This is a genomic window from Bradyrhizobium lablabi, assembly GCF_001440475.1.
Lineage (GTDB): Bacteria > Pseudomonadota > Alphaproteobacteria > Rhizobiales > Xanthobacteraceae > Bradyrhizobium > Bradyrhizobium lablabi.
The window spans coordinates 26,474-46,000 of the sequence record NZ_LLYB01000073.1 but is presented as its reverse complement, the minus strand read 5'-3'; the positions used below and the strand labels follow the sequence as shown (position 1 = coordinate 46,000).

The 19,527-nt window shown below is 62.0% G+C and carries 20 protein-coding genes; 11 read left to right on the top strand and 9 right to left on the bottom strand.

Features of this window, described 5'->3' with window-relative positions; translation table 11 throughout:
• On the bottom strand, positions 1-170 hold a 170-nt coding region (locus CQ14_RS48565; RefSeq protein WP_488230448.1), incomplete at its 3' end, for a YMGG-like glycine zipper-containing protein.
• Between the two features lie 145 nt (positions 171-315).
• On the opposite strand from CQ14_RS48565, the gene CQ14_RS19790 reads away from it, so the two are divergent.
• The gene (locus CQ14_RS19790; RefSeq protein WP_057840733.1) at positions 316-504 is read left to right on the top strand and encodes a hypothetical protein; all 189 of its coding nucleotides are present in this window, start codon (positions 316-318) and stop codon (positions 502-504) included.
• A gap of 26 nt (positions 505-530) precedes the next feature.
• Here the strand turns inward: CQ14_RS19790 and CQ14_RS19785 are convergent, their stop codons facing one another.
• A complete protein-coding gene (locus tag CQ14_RS19785) occupies positions 531-974 on the bottom strand; it encodes a nuclear transport factor 2 family protein (protein WP_057859529.1) in 444 nt (147 codons plus the stop codon).
• Between the two features lie 224 nt (positions 975-1,198).
• Between CQ14_RS19785 and CQ14_RS19780 the strand changes: the two genes are divergently transcribed.
• From CQ14_RS19780 to CQ14_RS19745, 8 genes are all read left to right on the top strand, one after another.
• Positions 1,199-2,032: a DeoR/GlpR family DNA-binding transcription regulator gene (locus tag CQ14_RS19780; RefSeq protein WP_057859527.1), complete on the top strand. Its 834-nt coding sequence runs from the start codon at positions 1,199-1,201 to the stop codon at positions 2,030-2,032.
• A 300-nt stretch (positions 2,033-2,332) separates the two neighbouring features.
• On the top strand, positions 2,333-3,877 hold the full coding sequence (glpD, locus tag CQ14_RS19775) for a glycerol-3-phosphate dehydrogenase (RefSeq protein ID WP_057859526.1): 1,545 nt from the start codon (positions 2,333-2,335) through the stop codon (positions 3,875-3,877).
• The gene (locus CQ14_RS19770; RefSeq protein ID WP_057859525.1) at positions 3,874-5,013 is read left to right on the top strand and encodes an ABC transporter ATP-binding protein; all 1,140 of its coding nucleotides are present in this window, start codon (positions 3,874-3,876) and stop codon (positions 5,011-5,013) included. The genes glpD and CQ14_RS19770 overlap by 4 nt, the downstream gene beginning before the upstream one ends.
• Before the next feature lie 12 nt (positions 5,014-5,025).
• Positions 5,026-6,111: an ABC transporter ATP-binding protein gene (locus CQ14_RS19765; protein ID WP_057859524.1), complete on the top strand. Its 1,086-nt coding sequence runs from the start codon at positions 5,026-5,028 to the stop codon at positions 6,109-6,111.
• Positions 6,111-7,013 carry a carbohydrate ABC transporter permease gene (locus CQ14_RS19760; protein WP_057859523.1) on the top strand — a complete coding sequence of 301 codons (903 nt, stop codon included), beginning with the start codon at positions 6,111-6,113 and terminating at the stop codon, positions 7,011-7,013. Before CQ14_RS19765 ends, CQ14_RS19760 begins: the two co-directional genes overlap by 1 nt.
• Complete coding sequence (locus CQ14_RS19755; protein ID WP_057859522.1) at positions 7,013-7,819, top strand: carbohydrate ABC transporter permease; 807 nt, start codon at positions 7,013-7,015, stop codon at positions 7,817-7,819. The genes CQ14_RS19760 and CQ14_RS19755 overlap by 1 nt, the downstream gene beginning before the upstream one ends.
• 2 nt (positions 7,820-7,821) lie before the next feature.
• Positions 7,822-8,148 carry a DUF2160 domain-containing protein gene (locus CQ14_RS19750; protein ID WP_057859521.1) on the top strand — a complete coding sequence of 109 codons (327 nt, stop codon included), beginning with the start codon at positions 7,822-7,824 and terminating at the stop codon, positions 8,146-8,148.
• 128 nt (positions 8,149-8,276) lie between these two features.
• Positions 8,277-10,019 carry an ABC transporter substrate-binding protein gene (locus CQ14_RS19745; RefSeq protein WP_199805570.1) on the top strand — a complete coding sequence of 581 codons (1,743 nt, stop codon included), beginning with the start codon at positions 8,277-8,279 and terminating at the stop codon, positions 10,017-10,019.
• Between the two features lie 305 nt (positions 10,020-10,324).
• Here CQ14_RS19745 and CQ14_RS19740 read toward each other — a convergent pair whose 3' ends face one another.
• Positions 10,325-11,032, bottom strand: a complete 708-nt coding sequence (locus tag CQ14_RS19740) for a TetR/AcrR family transcriptional regulator (protein ID WP_057859519.1) — start codon at positions 11,030-11,032, stop codon at positions 10,325-10,327.
• 154 nt (positions 11,033-11,186) lie between these two features.
• On the opposite strand from CQ14_RS19740, the gene CQ14_RS19735 reads away from it, so the two are divergent.
• Together CQ14_RS19735 and CQ14_RS19730 are read left to right on the top strand one after the other, a co-directional pair.
• On the top strand, positions 11,187-12,389 hold the full coding sequence (locus tag CQ14_RS19735; protein ID WP_156435181.1) for an ABC transporter substrate-binding protein: 1,203 nt from the start codon (positions 11,187-11,189) through the stop codon (positions 12,387-12,389).
• 18 nt (positions 12,390-12,407) lie between these two features.
• Positions 12,408-13,451, top strand: a complete 1,044-nt coding sequence (locus CQ14_RS19730; protein ID WP_057859517.1) for an aromatic ring-hydroxylating dioxygenase subunit alpha — start codon at positions 12,408-12,410, stop codon at positions 13,449-13,451.
• A 168-nt stretch (positions 13,452-13,619) separates the two neighbouring features.
• On the opposite strand, the gene CQ14_RS19725 is transcribed toward CQ14_RS19730, so the two are convergent.
• From CQ14_RS19725 to CQ14_RS19700, 6 genes are all read right to left on the bottom strand, one after another.
• On the bottom strand, positions 13,620-14,720 hold the full coding sequence (locus tag CQ14_RS19725) for an alkene reductase (protein ID WP_057859516.1): 1,101 nt from the start codon (positions 14,718-14,720) through the stop codon (positions 13,620-13,622).
• 286 nt (positions 14,721-15,006) lie between these two features.
• Complete coding sequence (locus tag CQ14_RS19720; protein ID WP_057859515.1) at positions 15,007-15,651, bottom strand: SPFH domain-containing protein; 645 nt, start codon at positions 15,649-15,651, stop codon at positions 15,007-15,009.
• A 1,041-nt stretch (positions 15,652-16,692) separates the two neighbouring features.
• Entirely contained in the window at positions 16,693-16,974 is a 282-nt protein-coding gene (locus tag CQ14_RS19715; RefSeq protein WP_057859514.1) for a helix-turn-helix domain-containing protein, read from the bottom strand.
• Between the two features lie 344 nt (positions 16,975-17,318).
• A complete protein-coding gene (locus tag CQ14_RS19710; RefSeq protein WP_057859513.1) occupies positions 17,319-18,158 on the bottom strand; it encodes a hypothetical protein in 840 nt (279 codons plus the stop codon).
• Between the two features lie 103 nt (positions 18,159-18,261).
• Positions 18,262-18,813 carry a DUF2846 domain-containing protein gene (locus CQ14_RS19705; RefSeq protein WP_199805569.1) on the bottom strand — a complete coding sequence of 184 codons (552 nt, stop codon included), beginning with the start codon at positions 18,811-18,813 and terminating at the stop codon, positions 18,262-18,264.
• A 115-nt stretch (positions 18,814-18,928) separates the two neighbouring features.
• Positions 18,929-19,120 (bottom strand): nuclear transport factor 2 family protein, encoded by a 192-nt coding sequence (locus CQ14_RS19700; RefSeq protein WP_156435179.1) that lies wholly within the window; start codon positions 19,118-19,120, stop codon positions 18,929-18,931.
• Positions 19,121-19,527: the final 407 nt, after the last annotated feature.

Genomic DNA, 19,527 nt, shown 5'->3' with positions numbered 1-19,527 from the left:
ACGATGGCGCCGATCGCGGCCCCGCGGCTGCCACCCAGCGCGCCGCCAACGATCGCGCCCGCAGCGCCGCCGAACAGCGCGCCACCGAGCGTGCTTTCCTGCGCCGCAGCCTCCTGGAGCGGCGCGCAAACCGCAAGGGCGACCACGATCGAGAGCGCGAATTTCGGCATCATGTCAGTTCTCCGGCCATTGGACGATTCGCTTGCGTATTCCGCGTCCAGCTTTGACATAATTTGGCCTCACGACGCAACGGTGAAGCGGGAACAATTGGCCCTGCAACTTGTTGTAAGCCCGGAAGAAATCAGAGGCTGGGTCATGTCGGACACTTACATTATCGAAGTCGGCTCACAGCCGGCGGGGATTGTCGTGCGCACGCCTGGCGGCTTTTGCTTCTTCGCCGCCTCGCACCGTTTCAACCAGCTGGAAGGGCGGATATTTCGCAACGCGCGAGAGGCTGAGCGTGCCGCACGGGAGCTCGTCAGCGGGGTGACGCTGGCGGCCTAACCGCCAGCGCCGGTCGTGTGCAGCGGTCAGAGCTTGGTGGCTGCCCGCGACAGCAGTTTCCAGTCGTTGCCCTGCTTCTGCCAGTTCATCAGGATGTGCAGGTTCTGCGGCGTCTTCTTGCCGTCGGTGAACTCCTGCTCGCCGACGAAGTTGAAGCGCACGATGGCGGTCGGGCCGACGACGCGGATCGTGGGATCCTTGTATTCGAGCGACGTCCATTTGTAGTTGGCCTTGGCGATGCCATCGAGAAGCGACGCCTTGGTGTCGACCTTGGCGTTCGAGTGGCTGTAACTAAGGTCGTCGGCGCAGAGCGAGGCGATTGCCTCGGCATTGCCGGCAGCCTGTCCCGCGCGGAAGGTTTCGACATTCTTCGCGACGGCATCCTCGTCCGCACCGGCAAAGGCGGGGACGACGCTCAGGAGCCCAAGCGCGAGTGCGGGCAGGGCGAGCTGACGTCGATCGATGTTCATGGTTTCCTCCATTTTTTGAGTTGTGCGGCACTCTTTCAGCCATCTGTCGTTTTGTCGAGCGCCGCGTACCACTTCGCTTGCCTTAACCAGTTTCCCTGTTTCGGCCCGCCGGCTCCCCGTGCGGCCGATCTCCCTCGTTGACCGCGGCGCCAATCAGCCGCACCATGACGGCAACTTTGTGCCTCAAACTGTCGTTGTGCCCCAAAGTATCCAAGGGTGCCGCCATGGCCGGACTGTCCCACCGCCAGACTGAAATCCTCAACATCGCCCGCGCCTTTGGCCGGGTGATGGTGGAAGACCTCGCCAAACGCTTCGAGGTCTCGGCGCAGACCATCCGCAAGGACCTCAACGACCTCTGCGACCAGCGCTCGCTGACCCGTATCCATGGCGGCGCGATCATCGCCTCCGGCGTCGAAAACCTCGCCTACGAGGCGCGGCGCTTCGTGGCGGCGGAGGAGAAGCGGGCGATCGGCATTGCCGCGGCGTCGCGGATTCCGAACGGCTGCTCGCTGTTCATCAACATCGGAACCACGACCGAAGAAGTCGCCAGCGCGCTGACCTCGCACGAAGATCTGCTCGTCATCACCAACAACCTCAACGTCGCGATGCTGCTCTATCGGCATCCGCGCATCGAGGTGATCGTGGCGGGTGGCGCGGTGCGCCGCGCCGATGGCGCGGTGATCGGCTCGACCGCGATCAGCCTGATCGGCCAGTTCAAGGTCGATTACGCCATCATCGGCGCATCCGCGATCGACGAGGAGGGCGCGCTGCTCGACTTCGACTATCGCGAAGTGCAGGCGGCCCAAGCCATCATCGCCAATGCGCGCAGCGTCATGCTGGTCGCGGACTCGACCAAGCTTCGCCGCAGCGCGCCGGTGCGCATCGCCCATCTCAGCCAGATTCAGACTTTTGTCACCGACGCGCCGCTGCCGGCAAGTCTTGCCAACATCTGCCACCACCGCGGCATCGAGGTGGTCGAGGCGATGGACAAGCCGGCGGCGGATATCGACGAGCCGAGTGACACGGGTGAGACCGCTTCACTGGTGCGGTTGAAGTAGCAGCGTCGCGTACTGTCAGCTCGGCCACATGGTTCGAGACGCCGCTACGCGGCTCCTCACCATGAGGGTCTGAGATTCTCAACGGTGCACATGTCAGACCTCATCCTGAGGAGGCGCCAAGCGCCGTCTCGAAGGATGAAAGCCCGGCTGCCAGCCCCGCTCCAAATCAGCAGCGAGAATTCTCCACGCCCGGTTCCACTTTCACTTCGCTTTCGTCTTGCTTTCGTTTTTGTTTGTGATTAACTCCCATCCGAAAGTAAAATCGCCGAAGTGAAGAGGCGATCGCCGGGGAAGCGTCTGTTGGATCGGATATTCGACCTCGCCATTATCGGAGGCGGTATTAATGGCTGCGGCATCGCGCGCGACGCGGTGGGCCGGGGCAATTCCGTTTTCCTTTGTGAAATGAATGACTTGGCGAGCGGGACGTCATCCTGGTCGACCAAGCTCGTGCATGGCGGCTTGCGCTATCTTGAATATTACGAGTTTCGTCTGGTCCGCGAGGCGCTCATCGAGCGGGAAATTCTCTGGCAGATCGCGCCCCACATTATCAGGCCCCTTCGTTTCGTTTTGCCGCACCATTCAGGCCTGCGCCCAGCCTGGCTGCTCAGGCTAGGGTTATTCCTGTACGACCATATTGGCGGCCGCCACCTGCTGCCGCCCACCCGTTCGGTCGATCTCGTCCATGACGAAGTGGGCAAACCCTTGATCGCCAACCGCTACAAGCGCGGTTTCGAATATTCCGACTGCTTCGTCGATGACGCGCGTCTCGTCGTGCTGACTGCGCGCGATGCGGCGGACCGTGGCGCGGAAATCCAGACCCGCTCGCGCGCGGTCGAGATCAGGCAGGTTGAGGGCATCTGGCACCTCACCGTCGAGAACATGATCAGCGGCGTGCGCACCACCATCCAGGCGCGCGCGCTGGTCAATGCCGGCGGCCCGTGGGTCGAGCAGGTGCTCTCGTCGGGCTCGGGCGTCAACGCGCGCGCAAAAGTGCGGCTGGTGCAGGGCTCCCACATCGTCGTGCGCAAGCTCTACGATCACGACCGCGCCTACATGTTCCAGAATGCGGATGGCCGCATCATCTTCGTCATTCCCTATCAGGACGACTTCACGCTGATCGGCACCACCGATCGCGACTATGACGGCGATCCGGCCAAGGTAAAGGCTAGCCCCGAGGAGATTCAATATCTCTGTGCGTCGGCCAGCGAGTACCTGAAAAAGCCGGTGCTGCCCGCGGATGTCGTGTGGACTTATTCCGGCGTCCGCCCGCTCTATGACGATGGCGCCAGCGAAGCGAAAGCGGCGACCCGCGACTACGTGTTCGAACTCGATACGCCCGGCGGCGCGCCGCTGCTGTCGATCTATGGCGGCAAGATCACGACCTATCGTCGTCTGGCGGAAGAGGCGCTGGAGCGGCTCGCGCCCTACCTGCGCAGTGCGAAAGAGAAAGATGGGTGGACCGGTAAGGCGCCGCTGCCCGGCGGCGACATGGACGTTTCCGCGGTCGCTGCGCTGACGGCGGAACTGACGCGGAAATATCCGTTCCTCGAGCCCGCCCACGCCAACCGGCTCGCGCATGCCTATGGCACGCGTGCGACAAAATTGCTCGGCAATGCGAAGTCATTCGCCGACCTCGGCCAGTCGTTTGGCGCTACGCTGACCGAAAGCGAGGTTCGTTATCTGATTTCGAACGAATGGGCCTGCAGCGCCGAAGACGTGGTGTGGCGGAGGTCCAAGCTCGGCCTACGGCTGTCATCAGACGAAATCGCCGTGCTCGACGAATGGATCAAGGCCAACAGCGGCTCCGGCGAACGTCCCTTGCGTGAAGCGGGAGGGCGGCCATGAGCGTCACGCTCGAACATGTCACGCGAACCGTGGATGGCATGGCGACCATTCGCGACGTCTCGCTGACGCTGGAACGCGGCACGCTGAGTGTGCTGCTTGGACCGACGCTGTCGGGCAAGACGTCGATCATGCGGCTGCTCGCCGGTCTGGATAAGCCTGCGACTGGCCGCGTGCTGGTCGACGGCAATGACGTCACCGGCGCCGATGTGCGGCGGCGCTCGGTCGCGATGGTCTATCAGCAGTTCATCAACTATCCCTCGTTGACGGTTTACGAGAACATCGCTTCGCCCCTGCGGGTGCAGGGCAGGCCGCGTGAGGAAATCGACCGGCGGGTCCAGGAAGCCGCGAAGCTGCTGCGGCTCGAGCCTTATCTGAAGCGCACGCCATTGCAGCTTTCCGGCGGCCAGCAGCAGCGCACGGCGATCGCGCGCGCACTCGTCAAGGGCGCCGACCTCGTTCTGCTCGACGAGCCGCTTGCCAACCTCGATTACAAGCTGCGCGAGGAGCTGCGCGCCGAATTGCCGCGCATCTTCGAGGCGTCGGGCTCGATCTTCGTCTATGCGACGACCGAACCCTCGGAAGCTCTGCTGCTCGGCGGCAATACCGTCTGCATGTGGGAAGGTCAGGTTCTGCAGGCCGGCGACACCTCAAGAGTCTATCGCCAGCCCGACACGCTGCGGGTGGCGCAGGTGTTCTCCGATCCGCCGCTCAACATCGTCGGTATCGAAAAGAAGAATGGTTCCGTGCAGTATGCCGGCGGCATCCAGGCGCCGGCCACTGGGCTCTACGCGCAGCTTGCCGACGGCCCGTATCGCGTCGGCTTCCGCGCCCATCAGCTCGAAGTGGCCAACGGCGTCGCCGGCCGCCACGCCTTTCACGCCACCGTCACCGTGACCGAGATCACCGGTTCGGAAAGTTTTGTGCATCTCAATCGCGATGCGTCGAACTGGGTTGCGGTGCTGCCGGGCGTGCATGAATACGAGCCCGGCCATGTGCTCGATGCCGTGCTCGATCCCGACAATGTCTTCGTGTTCGACGCCGCCGACCGTCTGGTCGCCGCGCCGGGCAAAGCGTTTTCAAGCGAAGGGCATCGCGCTTCGCGTGAAGAAAACGCAGCAAAAAGGTCGAGCGCTTGAGGAAGATGCGACATGGCCCGCATTGATCTCGTCGATCTAGCGCACTCCTACAGCGGCAATGATGCGCCGCCGGAATCATTCGCGCTGAAGCCTGTCACCATGACCTGGCGGCAGGGTGGCGCCTATGCGCTGCTCGGCCCCTCCGGCTGCGGCAAGACCACCCTGCTGAATCTGATTTCCGGCATCGTCACGCCGTCGCGCGGAAAGATCCTGTTCGACGGCGCCGATATCACACCGCTGTCAACCCAGAAGCGCAATATCGCGCAGGTGTTCCAGTTTCCGGTGATCTACGACACCATGACGGTCGGGCAGAACCTCGCATTCCCGCTGCAGAATCGCGGCGTGCCGAAGGCCGAGGTCGAGGCGCGGGTGAGGCAGATCGCCGATCTCCTGGACCTCACGTTTTATCTCGACCGCAAGGCGACGCGCCTGACCGCCGACGCCAAGCAGAAGATTTCGCTCGGCCGCGGCCTCGTCCGCTCCGACGTCGCCGCCGTGCTGTTCGACGAGCCGTTGACGGTGATCGATCCCGAGCTGAAATGGCAGTTGCGCTCGAAGCTCAAGGCGCTGCATCGCGAGCTCGACCTCACGATGATCTATGTCACCCATGACCAGACCGAGGCGCTGACCTTTGCCGACACCGTCGTCGTCATGCATGACGGCCGCGTGGTGCAGAGCGGTACGCCGGCCGAACTGTTCGACAAGCCCGCGCATACCTTCGTCGGCTATTTCATCGGCTCGCCCGGCATGAACATCGTGCCGGCTGTCGTGAGCGGGCACGAGGCGCGGATCGATGGCCACGTCATCGGCCTGCACCGCAATTACGGCGTGCTGCCGGCGGGCGCGAAGATCGAGATCGGCGTGCGGCCGGAATTCGTCAATATCGCCGCTCCCGCGTCGGGCCTGCTGGCGGCCAATATCGAGCGCATCGATGACCTCGGCCGGGCGCGTTTTGCCCGCGTGCGGATCGGCGATGCCAAATTCGCCGCGCGCGTGCCGCCGGGATTCTCCGCGTCCGACAACTCGGTCGGGCTCGTGTTCGATCCCGCCCATGTTCATGTGTATGCCGACAGCCGTCTGGTCGAGGGGGTTGCCTGATGGACAAGACCATCAACCAGAAAGCCTGGTTCCTGGTGCTGCCGGTATTCGCGGTGGTCGCGTTCTCCGCGATCCTGCCGCTGATGACGGTCGTGAACTATTCGATGCAGGACACGTTCGGCAACAATCAGTTCTTCTGGAACGGCGTCGGCTGGTTCAAGGAGCTGCTCGATCCCTCGACCGATCTCGGTGGCCGCTTCCTGGCTTCGCTCGGCCGCAACCTGCTGTTCTCCGCCATCATCCTGGCGATCGAGGTGCCGCTCGGCATCGTCGTGGCGCTGTCGATGCCGCGCGAGGGCTGGACCGTCGCCGTCTGCCTCGTCATCCTGGCGCTGCCGTTGCTGATTCCGTGGAACGTGGTCGGAACGATCTGGCAGATTTTCGGCCGGCCCGACATCGGTCTGCTCGGCTATACGCTGAACAGTCTCGGCATCGACTATAATTACGTCTCCAACGAGTTCGATGCCTGGGCCACCGTCATCGTGATGGACGTCTGGCACTGGACCAGCCTCGTCGCGCTGTTGTGCTATGCCGGCTTGAAGTCGATCCCCGACGCCTATTACCAGGCGGCGCAGATCGACGGCGCCTCGCGCTGGGCGGTGTTCAAGGCGATCCAGCTGCCCAAGATGAACCGCGTGCTGCTGATCGCGGTGCTGCTGCGCTTCATGGACAGCTTTATGATCTACACCGAGCCGTTCGTCGTCACCGGCGGCGGTCCCGGCAATTCCACCACCTTTGTCTCGATCGAGCTGGTCAAGATCGCGCTCGGGCAGTTCGACCTCGGAAAGGCGGCAGCACTTTCGCTGGTCTATAACCTGATCATCCTGATCGTGTGCTGGGTGTTCTACACTGTTATGACCAACGCCGGGGCCGAGCGCCCCGAGAAAAAGGGAGCCGCGTGATGAACACGATTCCCGGCCGTCGCATCATCATGGTGGTGTTCCTGATCTTCCTGCTGCTGCCGATCTACTGGCTCGTCAACATGAGCTTCAAGACCAATACCGAGATCGTCACCACCATGACGCTGTGGCCGCACCAGCCCACGCTGGAGAACTACAAGCGCATCTTCACCGACGAGAGCTGGTACTCCGGCTATATCAACTCGCTGACTTACGTCCTGATCAACACCGTGATCTCGATCGCGGTGGCGCTGCCGGCGGCCTATGCCTTCTCGCGCTACCGCTTCCTCGGCGACAAGCATCTGTTCTTCTGGCTGCTGTCGAACCGCATGGCGCCGGCGGCGGTGTTCGCGCTGCCGTTCTTCAACCTCTATTCGGCGATCAACCTGTTCGATACGCCCTGGGCGGTCGCGCTGGCGCACTGCATCTTCAATGTGCCGCTTGCAGTGTGGATCCTCGAAGGCTTCGTCTCGGGCGTGCCGCGCGAGATCGACGAAACCGCATTCCTCGACGGCTATTCGTTCCCGCGCTTCTTCGCCAAGATCCTGGTGCCGCTGATTGCCAGCGGCATCGGCGTCGCGGCGTTCTTCTGCTTCATGTTCTCCTGGGTCGAATTGCTGCTGGCGCGAACGCTGACGTCGGTCAACGCCAAGCCGATCTCGGCGATCATGACGCGCACGGTCTCCGCCGCCGGCATGGACTGGGGGCTTTTGGCCGCCGCCGGCGTACTCACCATCATCCCCGGCGCGCTGGTGATCTGGTTCGTCCGCAACTACATCGCGCGCGGTTTCGCGCTGGGACGGGTGTAGCCATGGAACACATCGCATGGATGGCATGGACGCTGCCGACCGCGATCTTCTTCGTGATGCTGGCGCTGACGCTCGGCGTCATGACCTGGCTCGCCGTCGCCTATCCCGAAGCCGAGCGCGTCGGTGTCTTGCGCATTCCGACCACGCGTGGTGACCGGCTTTTCATTTCGCTGGTGCTGGCTGCCGTCATCCATTTGCTGTGGATCGCCTTTGTCGGCACCGATCCGATCGCCACGTTGCCGATCGGGGAGGGCGTTGAGATTTCGAGCCTGTGGCTCGCAACCCTGATTTCGCTTGTCTCGGCCGTTGCGATTTTCCGCACCGTCTAGGAAGCGAAAAAGAGCAGATCCGGGATCAACCCGGGCCTGAATTTGTGTTTGTCGCTGCAACCGGAGGATCCAACATGCGACGCTTGAGAGGAAGGAATGGTCCGTTGACCAAGGAGAGCTTTCTGACGATGACCAGCGCGGCTGCGCTGATCGCGGCTTCCGTGACCATTGCGGCACCCGCGCATGCGGACGACGCCACCAATCAGAGGTGGATCGACAGCGAATTCCAGCCCTCGACGCTGTCGAAGGCGGACCAGCTGAAGGAGCTGCAGTGGTTTGAAAAGGCCGCCGCACCCTTCAAGGGAATGGAAATCAACGTCGTCTCGGAAACAATCACGACGCATGAATATGAATCGCGCACCCTGGCGAAAGCCTTCACCGAAATCACCGGCATCAAGGTCAAGCATGACCTGATCCAGGAAGGTGACGTCGTCGAAAAGCTGCAGACCCAGATGCAGTCCGGCAAGAACGTCTATGATGGCTGGATCAATGACTCCGACCTGATCGGCACCCACTTCCGCTACGGCCAGACCGTGATCCTGTCGGACTACATGACCGGCGAGGGCAAGGACGTCACCAATCCGCAGCTCGACGTCAACGACTTCATCGGCAAATCCTTCACCACGGGTCCGGACGGCAAGCTCTATCAGCTTCCTGACCAGCAGTTCGCGAACCTCTATTGGTTCCGCTACGACTGGTTCTCCAATCCGGAATACAAGGCCAAGTTCAAGGCCAAGTATGGCTACGATCTCGGCGTTCCCGTGAATTGGTCGGCCTATGAAGACATCGCCGAGTTCTTCACCAACGACATCAAGGAGATCAACGGCGTCAAGGTCTATGGCCACATGGACTATGGCAAGAAGGATCCCTCGCTTGGCTGGCGTTTCACCGACGCGTGGCTGTCGATGGCCGGCAACGGCGACAAGGGCATCCCGAACGGCAAGCCGGTCGATGAATGGGGTATCCGCATGGAAGGCTGCCGTCCCGTCGGCTCGTCCGTCGAGCGTGGCGGTGACACCAACGGCCCGGCGGCGGTCTATTCGATCGTCAAGTATCTCGAGTGGATGAAGAAGTATGCCCCGCCGCAGGCGCAAGGCATGACCTTCTCCGAAGCAGGTCCGGTGCCGGCGCAGGGCAACATCGCCCAGCAGATCTTCTGGTACACCGCTTTCACCGCCGACATGGTGAAGCCGGGTATTGCAGTCGTGAACGCGGACGGCACGCCGAAATGGCGCATGGCGCCGTCGCCGCACGGCTCGTACTGGAAAGAGGGCATGAAGCTCGGCTACCAGGACGCCGGCTCCGCCACGCTGTTGAAGTCGACCCCGCCCGATCGCCGCAAGGCAGCCTGGCTCTATCTGCAGTTCATCAACTCCAAGACGGTCAGCTTGAAGAAGAGCCATGTCGGTCTCACCTTCGTGCGTGAATCCGACATCTGGGATAAGTCCTTTACTGAGCGCGCGCCGAAGCTCGGCGGCCTGATCGAGTTCTACCGTTCGCCCGCGCGCGTGCAGTGGACCCCGACCGGCAACAACGTACCTGACTATCCGAAGCTCGCGCAATTGTGGTGGCAGAACATCGGCGATGCGTCGTCCGGTGCGAAGACCCCGCAGGCGGCGATGGATGCGCTGGCCGCAGCGCAGGACTCGGTGCTCGAACGTCTTGAGAAGTCCGGCGTGCAGGGCGCCTGCGGGCCGAAGCTGAACAAGAAGGAGACGGCCGAGTTCTGGTTCAAGAAGTCCGAAAAGGACGGCAACGTCGCTCCCCAGCGCAAGCTGGCGAACGAAAAGCCGAAGGGCGAAACCGTCGACTACGACACGCTGGTGAAGTCGTGGCCGGCCACCCCGCCCAAGCGCGCCGAGGCGAAGTGATCCCCCGGCGTCATCGTCCTCGGACGGTCCGGTACGCCGCGGCCTTTCGCTTCTGACGGCCGCGGTTATCGGATGCCCCGCATTCGCGGGGCGTGACGAGCGGAGATAAACGAAAGGCCGGGAGCGATCCCGGCCTTTTTCGTGCCTGCCGTCATTGCGAGCGGAGCGACTTGTCCGCCGTAGCTCTAGCGAAGGCGGAAGCAATCCATCTCGCCGCTTGCTGAAGNTCGCTTCGCTCCCTTGCACAAACGCTTCGCGTTTGTCGCAGGCAATGACGGACGAGGGAGCGCCTCTGCTTACGCCCCTCAATCCCTCCGCCGCACCAGATCGTCGATCATCGCCTGCACATGTGCGAGCCAGGCTTTCCGCCGGCCATCCTCGGCAAGGTCGATCTGCATGTAGCTCGACAGCGTGTAGAGATTGGCGCGGTAGAAATAGGTCAGCGACAGGATCGAGAGGTAGATATGGAAGCTGTCGCAATCCGGTTTGAAAATGCCGAGCTTGATCCCGCCTTCGATCACCCGGTTGAGCATGCCGAGTTGTGTGTTGGCGAAGCTGCGGCGGATGTTGTTTTTGACGTGGCGTCCCTTGAACAGGTTTTCGGAAGCGAGGATGCTTAGCAGCTCCGGATGCTCCCAATAGTAGTTCCAGTTGAACGCGACGAGGGCGGCGAGCGCCTCGCGCGGCCGGGCGAAGTCGAGGTCAAGCGCCTCCTCGCGCGAGACGAGATCGGCATAGCAATGCTCGATCACATGGTGGAACAGCTTCTCCTTGCTCTTGAAATAGTAATAGAGCATGCGGTCGTTGCTCCTGGCCGCCTTGCTGATGCGATCGACACGGGCGCCGCCATAGCCTTCGCGGGCGAATTCGGCGACCGCCGCGCGCAATAGTGCCTCGCGCGTCTGGTCCGGCGCTCGCGTCCGCCGGCGGGGTTTTGCCGTCTTCTTGCGCGGGGCTGCCGTTCGCGCGCGAGCACTGGGCTCGCGTCCGGAAGCTTCTGTCTCGTTCGCCATGGCGCACCTTCGCAAATCACATTCGGCAGGATGGGCCCTGCCTGCTTTTTGGCAAGCCCTGCCGTTTTTTGGCCGTTGACAATCCCTCTAAGCGGGTATTCGATATGTAGTAAGTACTACATACATAAGCTGATCCCCAATGGCGGAGGGTGGCATGCGGTTGTCAGGTGCCTTGCAACTGGTCGTACTTGCTTGGGTCGCAGCCGGCGGCACAGCCCTCGCGGCCGACCCGCCGCCGATCAAGATCGGGGAGATTTCCAGTTATTCGGCGCTTCCGATCGGCACCCGCGGCTATCGCCAGGGCTGGGAACTCGCCCGCGACGAGATCAACGGCAAGGGCGGCGTGCTCGGCCGCAAGCTCGAGATCATTTCCCGGGACGACGCCGGCAAGCCCGATGTCGCGATCACCGCGGCGGCGCAACTCGTCGAGGCGGAACAGGTCGATCTCCTGACCGGTACCATCCTCTCTCATGTCGGGCTTGCGGTCGCCGACTTCGCCAGGCAGAAGCAGATCTACTTTCTGGCGTCGCAGCCGCTGACGGATGCGCTGATCTGGGAGAAGGGGAACCGCTATACCTTCCGGCTGCGGCCGAGCACTTACACCCAGGCTTCCATCCTGGCGAAGGAGGCTGCCAAATATCCGGCGCGGCGCTGGGCGACGATCGCGCCGAACTACGAGTTCGGCCAGGCGGCCGTGGCAGGCTTCAAGCGCGAATTGACGCGGCTGCGCCCGGATGTCGAGTTCGTCTCCGAGCAATGGCCGCCGCTCGGCAAGGTCGATGCCGGGGCGATCGTGCAGGCGATGTCGGCGGCCAATCCCGAAGCGGTGTTCAACGCGACCTTCGGCTCCGATCTCGCCAAGCTCGTGCGCGAGGGCACGACCCGCAACGCCTTTGCGAACCGCGCCGTCGTCAGCATTCTTGCCGGCGAGCCCGAATATCTGGCGCCGCTCAAGGACGAGGCGCCGGCCGGATGGCTGGTCACCGGCTATCCCCCAGGCGAGATCAAGACGCCGGCGCATGACGCGTTCCTCAAGGCCTATGTCGGCCGCTTCAAGGAGACGCCGAACATCGGCGCGCTGATCGGCTACATCAACACGATCATGCTGGCGAAGGCGATCGAGAGCGCCGGCTCGACCAAGGCCGACGATTTGATCAAGGCCACCGAGCAACTGAAGGCGGACACACCCGTCGGCAACATCGCCTTCCGTGCCATCGACCACCAGTCGACCATGGGCGTCTATATCGGCAAGCTCGCGGTGCGGGACGGGCAGGGGGTGATGACCGACTGGCGCTATGTCGACGGCGCCGACTTCCAGCCCGCCGACGCCGAAGTGCTGGCCAAACTGAAGAACTGACAATTCGGATTTCATGCCATGAATCTGCTCGCTCCCCGCAATACCTGGTACCCGCTCACCTGGTCGCGCAACGTGACGCGCGCCTTGTCGCGCCATCGTATTCTCGGCGCGGATCTCGTCGTCTATCGCAGCGAGGCCGGCGAGCCGGTCGCGCTGGACGACATGTGTCCGCATCGGTTCGCGCCGCTCTCGATGGGCAAGCTCAAGGGCGACGCCATCGAATGCGGCTATCACGGCATGACCTTCGGCCGTGACGGACGCTGCGTCCGCATTCCCGGGCAGCCGACCATTCCGCCGAATGCGCGGGTGCCGTCCTATCCGCTGCAGGAGAGGATGGGACTGGTATGGATCTGGCCCGGCGATCCCGCGCTGGCCGATCCGTCGCTGATCTACGATCTTCCGCAGTTCGGCCAGGCCGGCTGGCACGCGGCCGAGGGCGACGCGCTGTGGATTGACACCAACTACCTCAACCTCGCCGACAATCTCTGCGATCCCGCGCATGTCAGCTTCGTGCACCTGTCGACGCTGGGCAATGCGGCGAGTGAGGAGATTCCGGTCGAGCATACGTTTGGCGAGCGCGGCGTGCTGGTGTGGCGCTGGATCAGGGACGCGCCGGCGATTCCGCTGTTTGCCAAATACGGCAATTTCAGCGGCAATGTGGACCGCTGGCACTATTACGACTATGTCGCGCCCTGCATCGCGGTGATCGATTTCGGCAGCGCGGACGCCGGTGCGATTGCAAGACCAGAGGACCGCGGCGCGGGATTGCGGATCTTTGCCTGCCACTTCATTACACCGGTGGACGAGCATGTCTGCATCGACCACTGGCTCCATGTCCGCAATTTCGCGCTCGACGATTCCGAGACCGATCAGCGCCTGCATGCCGATTTCCGGATCGCCTTCAACGAGGACAAGGAGATTCTGGAGCGTATCGAAGAGGTCGCGCAGGCGCGGCCCAACGCTAAATCGATCCGGCTTGCGATCGATGCGGCGCCCCAGCGAATGCGGCGCATCGTCGAGCGGATGGTGGCGAGCGAGGGAGGCAAGCGGGCGTCGGCGTGAGGTTGGTGCCGGGGAGGGGCCGGGAGCGATCTAACCACCGTCATTGCGAGGAGCGAAGCGACGAAGCAATCCATGCCTCGGCAAGCAGNNGATTGCTTCGCNNNNGTCATCGGGCGCGCATTCGCGCGACCCGTTGGCTCGCAATGACGGGGAGAGGGCGTCGTGCTTTTACTCCGCCGCTTGCGCTGCTCCTAGCGTCGGATAATCCGTGTAGCCCTTGGCGCCGCCGCCGTAGAACGTATTCTTGTCCCACTCGTTCAGCGGCGCGCCCTTCTTCAGACGCTCGACCAGATCCGGGTTCGAGATGAACGGTTTTCCGAACGCGATCAGATCGGCGGCGCCGGCTTCGAGCACCTTTGTCGCGAGATCGAAGTCGTAGCCGTTATTGGCGACATAGGCGCCGCTGAATCGCTTGCGCAGGGATGCGTAGTCAAACGGCGCGTTGTCGCGCGGGCCGCCGGTGGCGCCTTCGATGACGTGAATATAGGTGAGCTTCAGCGCGTTGAGCCCATCGACGATGTGATCGAACAGCGGCTGCGGATTTGAGTCGGAAACATCGTTGGCCGGCGTCACCGGCGAGATGCGGATGCCGGTGCGCTCGGGGCCGGCGACCGCGGCGACCGCCTTCGAGACTTCCAGCATCAGTTTGGCGCGGTTCTCGATTCCGCCACCGTAAGCGTCGGCGCGTTTGTTGGCGCCGTCTTTCGCGAACTGGTCGAGCAGATAGCCGTTGGCGCCGTGGATCTCGACGCCGTCGAAACCGGCCGCCAGCGCATTCTCGGTGCCGCGCTTGAAGTCGTCGATGATCCCTGGAATTTCCGACAGCTCCAGTGCACGCGGCTCGGAGATTTCGGTGAAGGTGCCGTTGACGAAGGTCTTGCCCTTAGCGCGGATCGCTGACGGCCCCACCGGCTTGCCGCCGCCGGGCTGCAGCGTGGTGTGCGAGATGCGGCCGACATGCCAGATCTGGATGAAGATGCGGCCGCCTTTTTCATGCACGCGGTCGGTGATCTTGCGCCAGCCTTCGACCTGCTCCTTGGAATAGATGCCGGGCGTATCCTGATAACCCTGGCCCTGCTGCGAGACCTGGCTGGCCTCGGTGATGAGCAATCCGGCCGAGGCGCGCTGGCCGTAATAGTCGACCGCGAGCGGGCTCGGCACCATGCCGGGAGGCACCGCGCGGTTGCGGGTCAGCGGCGCCATCGCGAGGCGGTTCGGCAGCGTAATCGGGCCAAGCTTGAGGGGCTCGAACAGTTTGGTCTGGCTCATGTCAGGGATGTCCGGATGAATGACGATACGGGAAAATTGGGCATTGCGGCCATTTGTGCAATCCCGAAAGCCATTCGGCTTGCGCAGATGAGCTGCGCAGGCCCTCAAGTCTGTACCGGCATCGCGATACGGCCCGGCGCGCCGGTGTAGAATTATCCAATCGAAATCGGGAGCGGCGCAGCATGGGCCGCCTCCTGTCCGGTGCCGTAACGGCCCAACGGTACTCCGGGCACCCGACCGGCTGCAGCGCGCACGATCGATCGGCCGTCGGACCCGGCGCGATCACTCACATTGCAGCGAACGCGCTTTTCTCACCCACGGCCACGGGCGCATGCACCGCTACGCCGGCTCGCCTGTTGTCCAGCTCGACGGCGAGGCCGGTGATATCGACCTGCATCAGCTCGAAGGTCAGGCATTCGCAACCGATCGAGCGAAACACCTGGCTGGCCGCCTTCTGGACGCTGTTGCTGAAGGTCTGGTGGTCCATCTGGATTTCGAGGCGGGTTTTGCGGCTGCACACCGCCTTCACCACCGATTGCAGGCGCATGCAGACCTCGTCCCGGTAGCTCTGCGTGCTTTCGAACGAGGCTTGGGGGGCGATGATCTGGGTCCGCACGACGTAGATGAGGTTGAGGGCAAAGCGGTCGGCGGAGACGGCGCCTTGCTTGAACCGGAACACCTCCGGGCGCAGATCGATCCGCACGAGTTGACGGCTGCCGGTGCGGATGCGGTGCGGGCCGGGGTTGAGGGCTCTTTCAAAACGCCCGTTCCGGTAGAGCAACACGGTCTCGAACTGCTGGACGCAGATCCGGTCGAAACCGAGCAGCGCCATCATCCCTTTCCTGAACAGCGTCGTAATCCAGGCCCAGGCGCCGGCGATCAGCGCGATGATGATCAGAGAAAATGCTAACGAGCCCAGGAGTTCACCCACGTTTTCCCTTTCCCCGCCACGGACTTTATCTTTATTGCGACTCCGCGATCTCAATTCATCTCTTGGCGTTCCGTGCGTCGAAAATAAGTCATCGTCATTTCAATCTCGACGGGTAAACAAAAAAATAATTGAAGTGTGACTTCGCAATTTGATTTTCAAATAGGCGCATCGTGCCGCCCGATTGTGCGACGAGGTATAGTCGTTGCCTATGAGGTAGCGCCGCAACGAACCACCGTCATCCCCGCGCATGCGGGGATCCAATACGCCGCGGTTCCTCGATTCAATCACCGGCGTCTCTGGAATACTGGGGTTCCCCGCCTTCGCGGGGGATGACAGCGGAGTATGACTTCGCGATCTCGCGACATGTTCTGCCCGAGGTTGCATCTTCGTTTGCCCTCCGAGAACAGAGGGCGCAGGGAAGACCGGGTGCTTGCCGCACCCGCGGTCTCGCGTGCAGGGTGCACACGAAGAGCNAGGTACAGCGGGAGCATCCCGGCCTTCCCTGCGCAATGGCTTTACGGCTTATAACGAGCTCTCCCCGGAGAACGGCTTTCTTGCCTCCGTCATCGGCGGGACACCGCGCTCGATCCATTTGGATCGATGCGCAACCGCCAACTTAACGCCAGCACCGCGACGCCAGGACCACACGACTTCGCCGTACGCTGCCTTGCGCGTACGTCTAGCGCGCATTCAGCGTCCATCGCATCTCACCGCACGTTCGTGACGATCGCGAAGCGCCCCTCATCTGCCGTGAGATGGGCGGAGTTATGCGGNACGAAAGCGGAATATTTTTGATTCCCGGGCTTGACACGATTTCTGAAAATCCGAAGTGATTTGCCCCTCGTGCCAAGCTTGTCGCACGCGCGGGCGTAAATGCGCTCGCGCGAAGGGCAATCAGTACGCACTCCGTAGCCGTAGGGTGGGCAAAGGCGCTGGAAGCGCCGTGCCCACCAGTTCACGCCGCGCTCGTGATGGTGGGCACGCTTCCGCCTTCGCTCCCCAAGCCGCGGCGGGACAAGGTCGCTTTGCTCAGCCTACGCCCTAATTGTGCGCGGGTATTTCGGCGCCATCGGTCGCATACTGCTTGATCTTGTTGCGCATCGTGCGCACCGAAAGCCCGAGCAGGCGCGCGGCGTGGGTGCGATTGCCGTGGCAGCGCGCCAGCGTCTGCAGCACGAGCTCGCGTTCGATCGCCTCGACCGTCGAGCCGATCAGCATCGGCACGATCTCGTGGGGTGGGCGGATTTGCGAATCCGAAAGCGGAATTTCGGTTACCGGAACACAGTCCGTGCCAAGATATACGTCAAAATATTCCCAGGGCATCAACACCTCCCGATCGACGCTTGCTCCGAAACGCGGAGCAGAAACATCAGGAATCACAAGCCCTCCAGCCGCAGGGAAGCGTGGGCGCGAATGGTTAACGAAAGATTAATAAGCACGGGAAAGTTTTGTAGATTAATCAATACACCCTGAAGTATATGCTCGGTAGCAGGCAGATAATCGCGTGCGCAGGGGCCTCGTAATTTTCAAGTTGAGCCTGCGAACATAGGGATACATAGCCACCGCTCGTGGTTGTTGATGCGATCGCTGCTCCAGTTCCATATCACGATCAGCGCGTAGACAGCATGAGCCAACGGATCGCTCATCCGGATTACGCTTGCTGTGAGCTATGGCACGACCCACGAATCCACGAGTGATTTCAGCTTGCGATCCATCTCTTCCCACTGGGGCAGGGCAGTTCGTGGGGCGGTGTAATAGAGTATGTAGCGTTCCAGCCTTGTATGGTGATTGCAGCCACCGGACTCGAAGCACTCGACGGTACGAAGTGTCTTCCCTTCGGGATCGCTCCGCAGAAAGTAATAGAGCGTCAGCCCCGGTCGACGCCCTTCCGCAGGGATGGACTGGACATAGGCTTGATGCCCGCTCTGAACGCCGGCCGCGGCGAATTTTTCCGGATGGCGTTGCCAGGGCGTTTCCGCAACGAAGCCCATGAAGCGATCCATCGCGGGATAGATCGAGAGCTGGCTTTGTCTTCCATGCCTGCACGCCTCATCGTACCGACCCGACAGGGTGTCCAGGCACAAAAACATGTCGACGCCGTTGGAGTACCCCTCTGGACCGAATTGCCAAGGGATTCGGAAGTGCATTTCTCCGGCGTATCTGTCGAAATGTTGAGGACCTCTGGGCACAGAATTCAGATACACCGTGCCGCCGATAACGAGCCCGACCCAGCACGCGACGACAAACGCCGACGTTGCAACGCGCCTGCGCAGGACCAGCGCGAGCGACGAGCCTACGGCAGCCGCCGCGGCAATCCAGAAAACCCATTGAAGCAAATGAACGAGCGCGCGATCGTAGCTTACCCACTCATGCTGCGGGTGATAGCGAGCATTGATCGCCGAGCCGATGCCTACAATGAAGTAGGCAAGAACGGACAGCACCAGCAGCAGCCATGCCAGAGCTACAAACCATCGGGCGCGTTTATGCAGCAGGCTGGGTATCGACAAGGTGGCTTGTTATCATTTCGGGAAATTCGTTCTGCGTAACGTGGCGATCTGCACAGCGAACACAACCCCCGGATGTTGCCGCGTCCACCCGGACTACGCTCCGCTATTGAGCCTTGGCGAAGTTGAGTTGCCTGAATTCGGGTGGCGGCGCGTCGTTCGCTGCAGCGGCCTGTACTGAAAACGTACTGTGAGCGACCGCGGTCTTCTGCGGGACGACGACCGATCCGACCATCGTGTAGCTATAACCGGAATCTTCGCCCCAGCGCTTGGGCAGCAGGTAGTAGGACTTTCCTGCCTCCACCACGAATTCGGCGGGATGCGGTACTCCCGAGATGACGCGTGTCCAATACTCGTTTGGCGAACCAACGCTGTGCCGGCCGGGTGGCAGCTCGACAGTCGCATACTGCCCGGGAGGAAGCGACGTCAGCCGCTTGCCATCGACCTCGATAGGAAGCGCAAATACGCTGGTGTGAAAGGTAAAGGGGCGTCCAATGTACACAGTTGCGTAGCCGGCCCTGGGCGGGGCGGGGACAAAAGTTGCGGCAGCCCCAACGGTTTGATTGTGGACTGCCGAGCAGGCGGTGAGCAGATTGAGTGCCAGCCCAGCAGCAAGCACACGCGCGGATCGAGCCGACGCGACATTCAGAAATTTCACAACGCCCCTCGTCCCCAGAGCTGAGCGGAAATGCAGCTCTACGAACATTTTTGGTCGGGCCAACGTACAAGTCAAGGTAATCTAATCGGCTCGAGTACACGCGTTGGCGAAACTATCAGGCATAGGCCTCCGCGATCGCGGCCGTATCCGTATATTCGCGAAACCGGACGATCCGCCCGTCCCGCACCTCGTGCACCTGCATCCAATCGACCGCCCATTCCTTGCCGGTCGCCTTCACCAGAAAACGCTCGCTGCCGAACACCACAACCGTATTGCGCAGCATGGCCGGCACGGTCGTAGTCCGCATGAGCGCAGTATTGGACCCGGATTTCGCTTCGCTCATCCGGGCTATGCATGCTCAGCAAGACTTGTGAGGATCATAGTCACTTTTTGACTGCGACTACGTAGCAGGCCCTATCGCCAGTGTCGCATCGCTTCCATCTGTAAGAATTGTCGTCCCAATAAGCATTGACGACCATACACGGCGTGGTCGTTCCACACGCTGCGCCGTCCTGCGCAACTGCTGTCTGGAAGAGCTGTTGGCCCGCAATTACGGACAGTGCAGCAGCAATAACTGTCAGGGTCAGTTTCGAATATCGATCAATCATCTTCAATTCTCCAAGAGCTACAAGTAAGAGCAATAATCAATAATACTACTATAGGTAGTATAAAAGTAAATGCGAGATGTGTGAAAGAAAGCCAGGCTTGCGCGAG